This window comes from Actinomyces sp. (assembly GCF_030524025.1).
Taxonomy (GTDB): domain Bacteria; phylum Actinomycetota; class Actinomycetes; order Actinomycetales; family Actinomycetaceae; genus Actinomyces.
The window spans coordinates 59,567-72,985 of sequence record NZ_JAUNHI010000002.1; the positions used below are offsets into that span (position 1 = coordinate 59,567).

General features: G+C 71.8%; 15 protein-coding genes. 1 reads left to right on the plus strand and 14 read right to left on the minus strand.

All coding sequences use genetic code 11. The features are described from left to right. Both Q4C85_RS01350 and nucS read right to left on the minus strand, forming a co-directional pair. On the minus strand, positions 1-954 hold a 954-nt coding region (locus Q4C85_RS01350), incomplete at its 3' end, for a crosslink repair DNA glycosylase YcaQ family protein (RefSeq protein WP_303138845.1). 64 nt (positions 955-1,018) lie between these two features. Next, positions 1,019-1,714: an endonuclease NucS gene (nucS, locus tag Q4C85_RS01355; protein ID WP_303138847.1), complete on the minus strand. Its 696-nt coding sequence runs from the start codon at positions 1,712-1,714 to the stop codon at positions 1,019-1,021. 161 nt (positions 1,715-1,875) lie between these two features. On the opposite strand from nucS, the gene Q4C85_RS01360 reads away from it, so the two are divergent. Continuing rightward, the gene (locus Q4C85_RS01360; protein ID WP_303138848.1) at positions 1,876-3,477 is read left to right on the plus strand and encodes a DUF418 domain-containing protein; all 1,602 of its coding nucleotides are present in this window, start codon (positions 1,876-1,878) and stop codon (positions 3,475-3,477) included. Between the two features lie 90 nt (positions 3,478-3,567). Here the strand turns inward: Q4C85_RS01360 and Q4C85_RS01365 are convergent, their stop codons facing one another. The 12 genes from Q4C85_RS01365 to Q4C85_RS01420 form a co-directional block, all read right to left on the minus strand. Beyond that, complete coding sequence (locus tag Q4C85_RS01365; protein ID WP_303138849.1) at positions 3,568-3,948, minus strand: DUF2550 family protein; 381 nt, start codon at positions 3,946-3,948, stop codon at positions 3,568-3,570. A gap of 29 nt (positions 3,949-3,977) precedes the next feature. After that, the gene (locus tag Q4C85_RS01370; protein ID WP_303138851.1) at positions 3,978-4,319 is read right to left on the minus strand and encodes a F0F1 ATP synthase subunit epsilon; all 342 of its coding nucleotides are present in this window, start codon (positions 4,317-4,319) and stop codon (positions 3,978-3,980) included. Between the two features lies 1 nt (position 4,320). Continuing rightward, positions 4,321-5,760, minus strand: coding sequence for a F0F1 ATP synthase subunit beta (gene atpD / locus Q4C85_RS01375; RefSeq protein ID WP_303138852.1), 1,440 nt, complete (start codon positions 5,758-5,760; stop codon positions 4,321-4,323). A gap of 78 nt (positions 5,761-5,838) precedes the next feature. Continuing rightward, positions 5,839-6,783, minus strand: coding sequence for a F0F1 ATP synthase subunit gamma (locus tag Q4C85_RS01380; protein WP_303138854.1), 945 nt, complete (start codon positions 6,781-6,783; stop codon positions 5,839-5,841). 1 nt (position 6,784) lies between these two features. Further along, positions 6,785-8,416 carry a F0F1 ATP synthase subunit alpha gene (atpA, locus tag Q4C85_RS01385; protein WP_303138856.1) on the minus strand — a complete coding sequence of 544 codons (1,632 nt, stop codon included), beginning with the start codon at positions 8,414-8,416 and terminating at the stop codon, positions 6,785-6,787. Positions 8,417-8,492: 76 nt separating this feature from the next. After that, complete coding sequence (gene atpH, locus Q4C85_RS01390; protein ID WP_303138858.1) at positions 8,493-9,308, minus strand: ATP synthase F1 subunit delta; 816 nt, start codon at positions 9,306-9,308, stop codon at positions 8,493-8,495. Then, positions 9,305-9,889 (minus strand): F0F1 ATP synthase subunit B, encoded by a 585-nt coding sequence (locus Q4C85_RS01395; protein ID WP_303138859.1) that lies wholly within the window; start codon positions 9,887-9,889, stop codon positions 9,305-9,307. The genes atpH and Q4C85_RS01395 overlap by 4 nt, the downstream gene beginning before the upstream one ends. An 11-nt stretch (positions 9,890-9,900) precedes the next feature. Continuing rightward, positions 9,901-10,104: an ATP synthase F0 subunit C gene (gene atpE / locus Q4C85_RS01400; protein WP_126382151.1), complete on the minus strand. Its 204-nt coding sequence runs from the start codon at positions 10,102-10,104 to the stop codon at positions 9,901-9,903. A gap of 93 nt (positions 10,105-10,197) precedes the next feature. After that, positions 10,198-11,031, minus strand: coding sequence for a F0F1 ATP synthase subunit A (gene atpB, locus Q4C85_RS01405; protein ID WP_303138861.1), 834 nt, complete (start codon positions 11,029-11,031; stop codon positions 10,198-10,200). Between the two features lie 139 nt (positions 11,032-11,170). Next, positions 11,171-11,599 carry a hypothetical protein gene (locus tag Q4C85_RS01410; RefSeq protein ID WP_303138863.1) on the minus strand — a complete coding sequence of 143 codons (429 nt, stop codon included), beginning with the start codon at positions 11,597-11,599 and terminating at the stop codon, positions 11,171-11,173. After that, complete coding sequence (locus Q4C85_RS01415; RefSeq protein WP_303138865.1) at positions 11,596-12,726, minus strand: MraY family glycosyltransferase; 1,131 nt, start codon at positions 12,724-12,726, stop codon at positions 11,596-11,598. Before Q4C85_RS01415 ends, Q4C85_RS01410 begins: the two co-directional genes overlap by 4 nt. Then, positions 12,723-13,412, minus strand: coding sequence for an L-threonylcarbamoyladenylate synthase (locus Q4C85_RS01420; RefSeq protein WP_303139059.1), 690 nt, complete (start codon positions 13,410-13,412; stop codon positions 12,723-12,725). Before Q4C85_RS01420 ends, Q4C85_RS01415 begins: the two co-directional genes overlap by 4 nt. Positions 13,413-13,419: the final 7 nt, after the last annotated feature.

A 13,419-nucleotide genomic window follows, 5' to 3' on the forward strand; every position in this document is an offset into this window, starting at 1 on the left:
GCGGCCGCCCGCGCCTCCCGCCGCACCGGTGCCGGGCCCGAGGACGGTCACCGTCCCGCGCAGGCCGCCCTCGGCGGTGGCCCGTGTCAGGGGAACGTGCCCGGCCGCGGGGTCGACGGCGTAGCCCGCCGCGTTGGTCGCCTCGAGGGCGTCCTCCAGGGCACGCGCCGCCTCGCGCAGTGGCAGGGTCGTCCAGCGGGCGAGGTCGGCGGCGGTGACCGGACCATGGCTCGTGGCGTAGCGCCGGGCGATCTCCGCCAGCGCCGGACGGTGGGAGTCGGTGTCGTGCGCGCCCCCACCGGCTCCCCCCGGGCCGGTGTCCGCATCCGGCAGGCCGCGGGCATCGACAACGAGGTGCTCGTTGCCGCGCTTGGGCCCTTGGACGAGCACGCCCTCGAGCTGGAGACGCACGAGGAGGTGGCGGCGCCGGTAGGTCGAGACGTCCTCGCCCTTGAAGGGCTCCATGAGGCCTGCCCTCTCCCAGGCCTCGAGGAGGGCCGCCCGGGCAATGCCACCGCCCGCCACCGCTGCCAGGGCGACGTCGGCGGCGCGTTCCAGCATCCGGTCATCCATGCCGAACTGCTCCTGCGACTGCCTGACCCACGTGCGCATCCGGTGCCTGAGGGCCACACGCAGCCAGTGGTGGTCCTCGGCGGTCGTGATATGGACGGTGCCGCGCATCGGCCAGGAGCGCACGAGGAGGCCGGCCTCAAAGGCCTGTTCGACCTCGGCGCGGGTGGCCGAGCCGACCCGGCAGACCAGGGCGTGGGGAACCGCCGAGGGCTGCTGCCCCTGGATGGCCAGCTGACGGCGCACCGCCTCGGCCGGGGTGGGGGCCGTCGTGCCCGGGACCAGGCCCTGGGCGACGATCCGCAGGAGGGACAGCTCGCGGGGGGCGTGGACGGGGCGGGCCGCCGCGGCGGCGCGGGCCGAGGCGTAGGCGGTCGAGGGCATCGGTGTCCTTACTGGTGGGGCGGGGCCGGGTCTGGTGGGGCGGGGCCGGGCGCGGCCTGAGGGCTCAGAACAGGCGGGAGCCCGGGTCGTCCATGCCGCGCATGGCGTCATAGTCGAGCACGACGCAGCGGATGCCGCGGTCCTCGGCCAGGACGCGGGCCTGCGGTTTGATCTGCTGGGCGGCGAAGACGCCCTGCACCGGGGACAGGAGCGGGTCCCGGTTGAGCATGTCGAGGTAGCGCGTCAGCTGCTCGACGCCGTCGATCCCGCCCACCCGCTTGACCTCGACCGCGACGGCCGCCCCCTGGGGGTCCCTGGCCAGGATGTCCACCGGCCCGATCGGGGTGGGGTGCTCCCGCCGGACCAGGCGGTAGCCGGGTCCCAGGACCTCGATCTGCTCGGCGAGCAGCTCCTGGAGGTGGGCCTCGACGCCGTCCTTGGTCAGGCCGGGGTCGGCGCCCAGGTCGACCGAGGAGTCCGAGACGACCTCGAAGAGCCTGATGACAAGGCGGTCCTCGGTCTTGGCCGCGCGGACCTCCCACAGGGCTACGACCCCGGCCTCGCGGGCGTCGTGGTCGGGCTCGAGCTCGGCCAGACGGGCCGGTGGACTCATCCAGTTGAGTGGCTTGTAGGAGCCGCCGTCGGAGTGGACGAGCACCGACCCGTCGGCCTTGACCATGATGAGGCGGGTGGCCCGAGGCAGGTGGGCGTCCAGACGGCCCGAGTAGTCCACGGAGCAGGAGGCGATGACGACGCGCATTCGTGCAGCCTACCGGCCCCGGTCGTGCCCTTCCTGTCGCGCCGGAACCCGGACCCTCGCTCCGGGCGCATCGGCGTCATTCCGGCGGAGGATGCCTGCGCCGTCGTCAACCATCCATCCGGCCCATGCCGCACCGGCGCCCCATGGGCCATGATGGTTCCATGCAGCGCACTGGCCCGATGTCCCCCGACCCGGCTCCCGAGCCCACCGACACCGGATCCTCCCCCACGGCGCCGAGCAACGGGGCGGGGGCGGCGCCGTGGACAACGCCGGACGGTGGCACCGCCGACCGCCTGGCGCAGGAGGTCGCCGAGGCGGCACGGCTACGCGCCGAGGCCGGCGCGGCGCAGCGCGAGCGCCTCATGTACTCCTGGCGCCTGCCGATGCGGCGGGGACCCTACCTGACCGGGACGGCCGGTCCCCGCCGCATGGGTGGGCTCGACGCGGCCCGCGGACTGGCCCTCGTGGGCATGATGGCCGTGCACATGGCGCCGGCGGCCTGCGGGCTGACCTCGCTGCCGGGGATCCTCCACCAGGCGCACGGCCGGGCCTCCATCCTGTTCGCCGTCATCGCCGGCTTCTCCCTGGGCATCATCTCCGGGGGGCGCGAGCCCCACGGCGGTGACCGGCTCGTGCGCACCCGCCTGCGGCTGCTCGTGCGCTCGGCGATGCTCCTGGTCCTGGCGGGCCTCGTGTCCGTCTTGGGGACACCGGTCTCGATCATCCTCGGCTTCTACGCCGCCTGGCTCGCGCTGGCGCTGCCCTTCCTCCGATGGTCCCCGCGCCGCCTGTTCATCCTGGCAGCCGTCACCGCGCTGCTCGGTCAGGCGGTGGTCATCGCCCTGCCCATCGTGCTGACGGCCCTGGGCATGAGCCCTTACCCGGTCATGGTCGACGGCAACGCCGCGATGGTCGACTTCTTCATCATCGGAACCTATCCGGGCGCGGTGTGGATGGCCTTCATCTTCCTGGGACTGGGCCTGTCCCGCCTGGACTGGAGCCGGGCGCGCAACCTGTGGCGGCTCGTGGCGGTCGGCGCACTGTGCGCCGTGCTGGGCTACGCGGGGGGATGGGCCGCCAGCCAGACCAACCCCAACGCCCTGCCCGACCCCTACCACCTCGTCTCCCCCGCCGACCCCCTCGTGTGCAGCGGGGTGACCTGGTCCCAGACCCCCTCGAGCAGCGCCACGGGCCCCGTCCTGCCCGATGCCGTGGCCTCGTCCCTGGCCACGCCGTCGGACTCGCCGTCCGCAGCGTCGTCCCTGCCGCCGTCCTCCATTCCCTCGCCCTCCGCCCCGTCGTCGGAGGCGACGGGCTCGGAGCTGGAGTCCTGGGGGTCCGAGAGCTCCCGGACCTCCGGGGAGGTCGGGAAGGACGAGCCCAGGGTGGTCGAGAGCCTGGCCACGATCCTGCCCTCGCTGTCGACGGCGGCGCCGCACTCGGGCACGCCCTTCGAGGCGCTGGGATCGGCGGGGGTGGCGATGGCCGTCATCGGGCTGTTCCAGCTCATCTCCCGCCGGCTGCGCTACGCCCTGGCCCCGCTGGCCGCCCTGGGCTCGATGTCCCTGACGGTGTACTGCACGCACCTCGCGGCGATCTGGCTGGCGCGGGGCGTCGACTATCAGGCGTCGACGACGTTCTTCCTGTCGGTCACCGCGATTCTGACCGCCTTCGCGATGCTCTGGCTCATCGTCTTCGCCCGCGGCCCCCTCGAGCACCTCGTGCACGTCGTGTCCGTGCGCGCCACCCGGGCCAAGGACTGATCCCCCCTCTCCCTCGAGATCGGGACATATGGCACCTCATATCTACCGATCTCGAGGTGTCACAAGTCCCGATCTCGGCGGGAGGGAGGGTTAGAAGAGGGTCGGTTGGGTGGGGGCGGCGGACTCGAGCCAGGCGACAAGGGCCGAGTGGGAGTCCTCGTGCATGGCCAGCCACACGACGCCGTCACTGTACCGGCACTCGACGTCGACCACGGTCCCGTCCCGCCCACGGCGCCGGACCCGCCCCAGCTCGATCTCGGCGCGCCGGATCCGGTAGCGCGGACGCAGCCCCAGGGAGACCAGCCGCACCCACTCGAGGGAGTCGTTGCCGAAGGTCGCAATACCGCTGGTCCAACGGCGCCTGCCGGGCAGGCGCCGGGCGCACTCGAAGGAGCCGACCCTGCCTGCCAGGTAGCGCACGCGCGCCAGGAAGGCGACCGCCAGGACGACAACGAGGGACACCAGGACCATGACCGTCCAGACCCCCGAGCCACCCATGGTCAGTCCCGCGCCGTCATTCCGGGCAGCTCGACGGCCTCGGCCAGAACGTCGCTGACCTCACCGGTGCCGTCCGCCGCATCGCCCCCGGCGACGTCGGCGGCCACGGTCACCACGTCATGGTCGACCGAACAGAAGCCCCCGGCCACCGGCACGGACACCTCCTGGCCCTCGGTCGCCACAATGCGCACCCGCCCCCGGCCCAGGATCGCCAGGATCGGCTGGCGTCCGGGCAGGACGCCGAGCTCGCCGTCGACCAGCGGCACGGAGACCCGCAGAGCGTCACCGGACCACGCCTCCCCGCCGAAGCGGGAGACGACCTCGACCCTCAGCGCGCCGGCCATGTCAGGAACCCGCGATCTCGGCGGCACGGCGCTCGAGGTCCTCGATGCCGCCGATGTTGAAGAAGGCCTGCTCGGGCAGGTGGTCGTAGTCGCCGTCGGCGATCCTCCGGAAGGCCTCGACCGTCTCGTCCAGGGGCACCGTCGAGCCGGGCACGCCGGTGAACTTCTCCGCCATGTAGGTGTTCTGGCTGAGGAACTGCTCGATGCGCCGGGCACGGTTGACCGTCACCTTGTCCTCCTCGCTCAGCTCGTCGACACCGAGGATCGCGATGATGTCCTGGAGCTCCTTGTTCTTCTGGAGGATGGACTTCACGCGCGTGGCCACGTCGTAGTGCTCCTGGCCGACGTACTGGGGGGCGAGCAGGCGCGAGGTCGAGGCCAGCGGGTCGACCGCCGGGTAGATGCCTCGCGAGGCGATCTCACGGGACAGCTCGGTGGTGGCGTCCAGGTGGGCGAAGGTCGTCGCCGGCGCGGGGTCGGTGTAGTCGTCTGCGGGCACGTAGATCGCCTGGAGGGAGGTGATCGAGTGGCCCCCCGCCGAGGTGATCCGCTCCTGGAGCTGGCCCATCTCATCGGCGAGGTTGGGCTGGTAGCCCACCGCCGAGGGCATGCGTCCCAGGAGGGTGGAGACCTCGGATCCGGCCTGGGTGAAGCGGAAGATGTTGTCGATGAACAGCAGCACGTCCTGGTGCTGGACGTCGCGGAAGTACTCGGCCATCGTCAGGGCGCTCAGGGCCACGCGCAGCCGCGTCCCCGGCGGCTCGTCCATCTGGCCGAAGACGAGGGCGGTCTTGTCGAACACACCCGCCTCCTCCATCTCGACGATGAGGTCGTTGCCCTCACGGGTGCGCTCACCCACGCCGGCGAACACCGACACACCGCCGTGGTTCTGCGCCACGCGCTGGATCATCTCCTGGATGAGCACCGTCTTACCGACGCCGGCGCCGCCGAACAGGCCGATCTTGCCGCCCTGGACGTAGGGGGTGAGCAGGTCGATGACCTTGATGCCCGTCTCGAACATCTGCTCCTTGGACTCCAGCTGGTCGAAGGCGGGGGGCTGGCGGTGGATGGGCCAGCGCTCGGAGACCTCGAGGGTCTCACCCTCCTTGAGGTTGAGCACCTCCCCGGTGACGTTGAAGACGTGCCCCTTGGTCACGTCGCCCACCGGCACCGTGATGGGGCTGCCGGTGTCCCGGACACGCGATCCGCGCACGAGGCCGTCGGTGGGCTTGAGCGAGATCGTGCGCACGATGTTGTCGCCGAGGTGCTGCGCCACCTCAAGGGTGATCTCGTGGGGCTCCTCGTCCCCGCCCGTGGCCTGGATGGTGGTCTTGAGGGCGTTGTACATCGCGGGGATCGCGTCCGGCGGGAACTCGACGTCGACGACGGCGCCGATGATCCGGGTGATGCGACCCGTTCCCTGGGTGGTGGTGTCAGCCATGATGCGTTCTTCCGTGTCCGTGTGGGCCGGTGCCGGTGGGCCCCGGGGTGTGTGCGTGGTCGGTGGCCGAGGGCGGGGCTACTGCGAGCCCAGCGCGTCGGCGCCCGAGACGATCTCGGTGATCTCCTGGGTGATGTCGCCCTGACGCGCGGCGTTGGCCAGGCGGGTGTACGTGGTGATGAGGTCCTCGGCGTTGTCGGTGGCCGTGTGCATCGCCTGCTGGCGGCTGGCCAGCTCGGAGGCGGCCGCCTGGAGCAGGGCGTTGCGGATCCTGGAGCGCACGTAGCGGGTGAGCAGCGCGTCGAGGACGGCGTCGGCGTCGGGCTCGAACTCGTAGACCGGCTGGGCGGCCGCCTTGTCGATGCCCGCACGCAGCTGGTCGGCGGCGATGTCGTCGCGGACGAGCTCTCCGGGGCCCTCGACGTCGACGACTGTCAGCGGCAGCATCCTGCGGACCTCCGGGACCTGGGAGACCATGGAGACGTAGCGGGTGAACACGACGTGCACCTCCGCCACGCCCCCGGCGGAGGCCGGGGCGAGGAAGAACTCGAGGAGGGTGGCCGCCACGGCCTCGATCGAGGCGTCGGTGGGACGGTCGGACTCCCCGGTCCAGGAGAACTCCACGGGCCGGCCCCGGAAGGCGAAGTACGTGGCTGCGCGTCGTCCGAAGGTGAAGATGACCGGGTCCTTGCCCTCCTCGACGAGCTGGTCGAGGAGCTTCTCGGACTCGCGCAGGATCGTGGCCGAGTAGGCACCGGCCATGCCGCGGTCCGAGGTGACGATGAGGACCGCGACGCGGGCGGTGTCGCGGCGCTCGCGGGTCACCGGGTGGTCGAGGTGGCCGTAGGTGCCCACGGCGGCGACCGCCTGGCTCAGGGCGTGGTCGTAGGGGCCCGCCCCCTGCGCGTGGCGGCGCGCGGCACCGATCCGGGAGGAGGCGATCAGCTCCATCGCCTTGAAGACCTTCTGGAGGGTCTGGGTGGACCGGATGCGCTGCTTGTAGACGCGCTGGTTGCCTGCCACGTCAGCCCCTCTTGACGACGATCTGCTCGTGGGTGCGCTCGGCGGTCGTCTCCTCCTCGGCCAGGTCGACCTCGCCCGAGAGGATCCTGCCGCCGGCCAGGTAGGTCGTGCGGAAGGCCTCGACCGCCGAGCGCAGGGCGGCCTCGGTGTCCTCGGTCAGGGCTCCGGTGCGACCGATGGTCGTCAGCACGTCGGTGTTGCGGCGCAGGTGGTCGAGCAGCGCCGCCTCGAAGGGCAGGACGTCGGCGACATCGAGGTCGTCGAGGTAGCCCTGCGTGCCCGTCCACACGGCGGCCACCTGCTCCTGGACGGGGTAGGGGGTGAACTGGGGCTGCTTGAGCAGCTCCATGAGCCTCTCGCCCCGGGTCAGCTGGGCGCGGGTCGCGGCGTCCAGGTCGGAGGCAAACATGGCGAAGGCCTGCATCGAGCGGTACTGGGCCAGCGTGATCTTGAGCGTGCCGGCCACCTGCTTCATCGCCTTGATCTGTGCGGCACCACCGACGCGGGACACCGAGATGCCGACGTCGACGGCGGGCCGCTGGTCGGCGTTGAACAGGTCGGACTGAAGGAAGATCTGGCCGTCGGTGATGGAGATGACGTTGGTGGGGATGTAGGCCGAGACGTCATTGGCCTTCGTCTCGATGATCGGCAGGCCGGTCATCGACCCGGCGCCGAGCTCGTCGGAAAGCTTGGCGCAGCGCTCGAGCAGGCGCGAGTGCAGGTAGAAGACGTCGCCGGGGTAGGCCTCGCGGCCCGGCGGGCGGCGCAGCAGGAGGGAGACCGCGCGGTAGGCCTCGGCCTGCTTGGACAGGTCGTCGAAGACGATGAGGACGTGCTTGCCCCCGTACATCCAGTGCTGGCCGATGGCCGAGCCGGTGTAGGGCGACAGGTACTTGAAGCCGGCGGGGTCGGAGGCCGGGGAGGCGACGATCGTCGTGTACTCCAGGGCGCCGCGCTCCTCCAGGACGGCCCGGACCGCGGCGATCGTCGAGCCCTTCTGGCCGGTGGCGACGTAGATGCAGCGGACCTGCTGGTCGGGGTCGCCGGTGTCCCAGGCGGCCTTCTGGTTGAGGATCGTGTCGAGGGCGATGGCCGTCTTGCCGGTCTTGCGGTCGCCGATGATGAGCTGGCGCTGACCGCGGCCGATCGGGATCATCGAGTCGATGGCCTTGAGCCCGGTCTGGAGGGGCTCGTGGACGGACTTGCGGGCCATGACGCCGGGGGCCTGGAGCTCCAGGGCCCGGCGCCGCTCGGAGGGGATCTCCCCCAGGCCGTCGATCGGACGCCCCAGGGGGTCGACGACCCGTCCCAGGTAGCCGTCGCCGACGGGCACCGACAGCACCTCGCCGGTGCGGCGCACGGTCTGGCCCTCGTCGATCCCGGCGAAGTCACCCAGGACAACGACGCCGATCTGCCGCTCGTCGAGGTTCATCGCCAGTCCGGCGGTACCGTCCTCGAAGGTGAGCAGCTCGTTGGCCATGACGCCGGGCAGACCCTCGACATGGGCGATGCCGTCGGCGGCGAAGACGACGCGCCCAACCTCCTCGGCGGCCACCTGTGCGGGCTTGTAGGACGCGACGAACTCGTCCAGGGCGGAGCGGATGTCCTCCGGCCTGATGGTCAGCTCAGCCATCTGTCGTCTCCTTCGCTTGTGTGTGGCGGGCCCTGCCTGCTGGCTCCCGCCGCGGTGGGGTGGGTCGTGGGGCGGGCTATCCCGCCAGGGCGCTGCGTACCGCGTCGAGACGGTGGCGCACCGTGGAATCGATGACCTGGTCCTGGACGACGACCCTCAGGCCGCCGATGACCTGCGGGTCGAGCTCGGCGTTGATCTCGACATCCGTGCCCAGGCGGGCGACGAGCACCGCGCGCAGGCGGGCGAGCTGGACGTCGGACAGGGGGACGGCCGACACGACGTCGGCCACGACGCGGCCCTGGAGCCGTGCCGCCAGCTCGGCGACCCGGCGCAGGTTGCGCGGGACGCCCCCCTCGGTGCGGTGGCGCACGCACCACACCACCAGGCTCATCGTCGAGGAGGTCAGGTGCGGGCCGAAGACCCGCTGGGCGAGGAGCACCCTGTCCCGGCCGCGGGAGCGCCGCGAGGGCTCGAGCGCCCTGCGCAGCTCGCGGTCCCGCTCGACCGCAGCGCTCACCCCGAAGATCTCCTGCTCGACCTGCTCGAGGGTGCCGGCCGAGCGCGCCCCGGTGAGGATGGCCTCGATGCCCAGGTCGTGGAGGGCCGTGATGAGGTCGACCGGCGCCGACCAGCGTCCCCGCACCAGCGCCTGGAGCAGCTCGACCACCCGGTCGTCGACACGGCCGTCGAAGAGGCGGTGCGCGAGCTCGGCCTTGTCCTGGCCGTCGCGGCCGGGGTCGGTCAACGGCCCGCTCAGGGCGCCGACGGCGATCTGGTGGGCCACGGCGAGGATCTGCTCGCCGAGGTCGAGGCCCTGGGCGCCGGCCAGACCGAGGACCGGTTCCCAGGCGCTGGCCGCGGCGGCGCGGCTGGCGGCGGATCCGGTGCTCACCCGCGCCCCCGCTCGGCGCTCGTCGCCACCGCATCGGCCGGCGCCTGCTCGAGCTCGTCGAGGAACCTGTCGATGACGGAGCTGGACAGCTCGGTGTCGGTCAGCTGGGCGCCGATGATCCTCTCGGCCAGGTCGCTGGCCAGCAGACCGACGTCGGCACGCAGAGAGATCTGCGCGGCCTGCTTGTCGGCGCGTATCTGACGCTCGGCCGCCTCCATGGCGCGGGCGGCCTCACCCGAGGCGGCCTCGCGCGCCTCGGCGAGGATCGCCTTGGCCTCGGCCTGCGCGTTCTCGCGGATCCTGGCCGCCTCGTGGCGGGCGTCCTCGACGAGCCGAGCGGCCTTGAGCTCGGCATCCTTCTGGTCCCCCTTGGCCTTGTCGGCCAGGGCCAGGCCCTCCTCGATCCTCCGGGTGCGCTCATCGAGCACGGCGTTGAAACGCGGCAGGGCGTACTTGATGAGGACGACGGCGATGATGACGAAGCAGACCGTGCCCCACACGAGGTCGGCCAGCTGCGGGATGAACAGGAAGATGCCCTCCGGCGTCGAGGCGGCGGGCATCACCGCGGTGCCCACGGACATGGGAGCCGTCCTCAGAAGGCGAAGCCGGCGGCGAAGCCGAGCAGGCCCAGAGCCTCGATGAGGGCGGCGCCGATGAACATGTTCGTGCGCAGGGCGCCGGCGACCTCGGGCTGGCGCGCCGTGCCCTCCTGGGTCTTGGCGACGAGCAGGCCGATGCCGATCGCGGGACCGAGGGTGGCCAGGCCGTATCCGATCGTGGCGATATTGCCGGTCATGGGGTTCTCCTTGTGGGTGGGCGGCACCGCGTGGACGGGGCCGGTCGGTGCGGACGGTGACGGGCTCCGGCGGCTGCCGGAGCCCTGCGAGGCTCAGTGCATGTGCATCGAGGAGTCGATGTAGACGGCGGTGAGCAGGGCGAAGATGTAGGCCTGGAGGGCGGCGACGAAGGCCTCGAAAAGGACGAAGGCCAGTCCCGCGGCGAGGGTGACGACCCCGATGGCCTTGAACTGGGCGGAGGCGTAGAAGAACAGCGCGTTGGTGGCCACGAAGCACAGGACGAGCAGGAGGTGCCCGGAAATCATGTTGGCCATGAGTCGGATGGTCAGGGTCAGGGGGCGCAGGACGAAGGTCGACAGCAGCTCGATGGGGATGATGAGGGGGTAGAGGAAGCCGGGCACTCCGGCCGGGATGAGGCTGCCCCTGACGAAGCGCAGGGGGCCGTGGGCCCGCACCCCGGCGTAGACGAAGGCGACGTAGGCCACGGCGGCGAAGACCAGCGGCATGCCCACGACACCGGTCGAGGCGATCTGGAGGCCCGGGATGATCCCGGAGATGTTGAGGAAGAAGACGCCCAGGAAGATGGTGGTCAGGATCGGGGCGAACCGGCGGCCGTGGACGGGTCCCAGGATCTCCTCGGCGATGTTGGTGCGCACGAAGTCGAGGATCATCTCCAGGGCGTTCTGGAACCGCCCGGGGACCAGGCGCGCCCGAGCGGCTCCGATCCCGAAGACGACGACGAGTACCACGGTCATGATGATGCGCACCATCATGACGCGATTGATCTCGAAGGGGCTGCCCAGCAAGGCGAAGGCGGGCGGGAAGAAGTCGTCGATGGACGGCGGGTGGAATCCCCCCTCGGAGGACTCCGACGACGCCGGGAGCAGGGCCGACAGGCGTGCCGCCAGGGACGCGCTCGTGATCACCGGATCTCCTTCGGATGAGGAACGACATGGACAGGATGGACAGGACGGACAGGACAATAGTGCCCAGGACAACGGGGCCGGTCGCGGGCACCCGGCACAGGCGCCCAGCCTAGCGCACAGGATGTGTCACGGTGGTTTCTCAGGTCTCCTCCGAACCGCCGGAGGGCTCGATGGTCAGGGCCCGGCCGCGTGCCAGGACGAGGATCTCGGTGATAGTGACGGGGATGAGGACCAGGGCGAGGGTCGCGAGGAACCAGCCCGGGCTGAGGCTGTCCTTGCGCGGGCCCGCCAGGAGGACGACCCCGACCATGGTGATGATCTTGCCGAGGAAGGACAGCATGACCCCGCCGGAGGCGATGAGCGGGTGGCGTTCCCAGGGGTAGGCCAGGGCGGCGACGGTGATGGCGGTGATGAGGGTTCCGGCGCCGGTGCCCCACCGGGCGCCGCTGAGGGCCGGACCCCCGGCCAGCACCCCGGCGGCCAGACCGGCCAGGACCGTGACGGCGCCGACGACGGCGACGCGGGCGGCGGCGCGCCGGAAGACGGCGGCGTGAGTCTCGTGGTTCATCGGCGTGCTCCCTTGGCGTGGCGGGCGCCCGAGCGGGTGACCCAGCCCCGCAGCCCGGGCATGAGGTCGACCGTGGCGGCCACGGCCAGGGCCACGGCCGTCGTCGCCCCCACCAGGACGTAGTGGAGGGGGAAGAAGGCCATTGCGGCCATGGAGAAGGCGGCGACGGCGGCCCACATGTACATGACGAGCACGGCGCGGCGGTGGGAGTGGCCGGCGTCGAGCAGCCGGTGGTGCATGTGCATGCGGTCGGCGTGGAAGGGGCTGTGCCCGGCACGCACCCGCCGGACGATGACCTGGATCATGTCGGCCATCGGCAGGAGGAGGACGGCCAGCGGGATGAGCACGGGCAGGAAGACGGGGATGGCCTGGGACCCGCCGATGCTGCCGGGGTCGATCTGCCCGGTGACGACGATGGTGCCGGCGGCGGAGACCAGGCCGAGCTGCATCGAGCCGGAGTCGCCCATGAAGATCGTCGCCGGGTGGAAGTTGTGGGGCAGGAAGCCCAGGCATATCCCGATGAGGGCTGCCATGACGGTGGCCGCCAGGGAGGTGTAGGACTCCGGGGAGGTGGTGCGGGTCAGGACGTAGACGTAGAGGAAGAAGGCGCTGGCGCCGATGCCGATGACGCCGGCGGCCAGCCCGTCGAGCCCGTCGATCCAGTTGACGGCGTTGATGGCTGCCAGGACGACGACGACGGTGGTGACCAGCGACAGCCGCGAGGAGCCGATGGTCACCCCGGCGATCGGGAAGGTGATGAGCTGGACGCCCTGCCAGGCCATGACAACGGCGGCCAGGGCCTGCCCGGCCAGCTTCGTCATCCAGTCCAGCTCCCACAAGTCGTCGACGACCCCGAGCAGACAGACGAGACCGGCACCCAGGACCACCGCCCAAGCCGAGGAGTCGATGACGTTGGACAGGTAGGGCACGCGGGAGGCCACGCACATGGCCGTGGCCAGGCCCAGGAACATCGCCACCCCGCCCAGCCGGGGGATGGGGGTGGTGTGGACGTCACGTGTGCGCACCGGGGTCAGGGCGTTGGACACGAGCGCGATATGGCGCACGATCGGCACCGAGATGTAGGTGACGGCCGCGGCGACGAGCAGGATCATGAGGTAGACCTTCACCGGCCCACCCCCGTGGGTCGGCGGTGCTCCTTCGCCGGGCGGGTGCCCGGACGCAGCGGGCCGACGATCTTCTCGAGGACCTCGGCGCTCAGGACGCCCTCGCGCAGGAGGCGCGGGGCCTCGTCGTCTCCGGCCACCGACACGATGGTCGAGGGCACCGGGCCGGGCGTCGGTCCGCCGTCGAGAAGGAGGATGTCGCCCCCCGGTTCGGCGCGGTCCCCGAAGGCGGCGGCGGCCTGGGCGGCGTCGGTGGCCGGCGGCCTGCCGGTGCGGTTGGCGCTGGTCACGGCCAACGGGCCGCTGCGCCTCAGCAGCTTCAGGGCCAGGGGGTGGTCGGGCATGCGCACCGCGATGGTGCCCTCGGTCTCCCCCAGGTCCCAGCCCAGTGCCTCGGCAACGGGGAGCACGAGGGTCAGACCTCCCGGCCAGAAGGCCTCGGCCAGGTCCCGCGCGGCGGCGGGGAGACGCGCGACGAGCCCGGTCAGGTCCGCCACCGAGGCGATGAGCACCGGCGGAGGCATCTGCCGACCGCGCCCCTTGGCGGCCAGCAGCCGGGCGACGGCGGCGCTGTCGGCGGCGGCCGCGCCGATGCCGTAGACGGTGTCGGTGGGGAGCAGGAGGAGGCCCCCGTCGTTCAGGTGCGCGACGGCGCGGTCCAGCCCGTCGCCGGGTGTGGCGCCGGGCAGGGGGGCG

What these genes read in the sequence shown, in the direction of transcription:
- atpA (WP_303138856.1), bottom strand. Translation starts at nt 8,416, where the DNA reads ATGGCTGAGCTGACCATCAGGCCGGAGGACATCCGCTCCGCCCTGGAC.
- nucS (WP_303138847.1), bottom strand. Translation starts at nt 1,714, where the DNA reads ATGCGCGTCGTCATCGCCTCCTGCTCCGTGGACTACTCGGGCCGTCTG.
- Q4C85_RS01365 (WP_303138849.1), bottom strand. Translation starts at nt 3,948, where the DNA reads ATGGTCCTGGTGTCCCTCGTTGTCGTCCTGGCGGTCGCCTTCCTGGCG.
- atpD (WP_303138852.1), bottom strand. Translation starts at nt 5,760, where the DNA reads ATGGCTGACACCACCACCCAGGGAACGGGTCGCATCACCCGGATCATC.
- Q4C85_RS01370 (WP_303138851.1), bottom strand. Translation starts at nt 4,319, where the DNA reads ATGGCCGGCGCGCTGAGGGTCGAGGTCGTCTCCCGCTTCGGCGGGGAG.
- Q4C85_RS01395 (WP_303138859.1), bottom strand. Translation starts at nt 9,889, where the DNA reads ATGTCCGTGGGCACCGCGGTGATGCCCGCCGCCTCGACGCCGGAGGGC.
- Q4C85_RS01410 (WP_303138863.1), bottom strand. Translation starts at nt 11,599, where the DNA reads ATGAACCACGAGACTCACGCCGCCGTCTTCCGGCGCGCCGCCGCCCGC.
- atpE (WP_126382151.1), bottom strand. Translation starts at nt 10,104, where the DNA reads ATGACCGGCAATATCGCCACGATCGGATACGGCCTGGCCACCCTCGGT.
- Q4C85_RS01360 (WP_303138848.1), top strand. Translation starts at nt 1,876, where the DNA reads ATGCAGCGCACTGGCCCGATGTCCCCCGACCCGGCTCCCGAGCCCACC.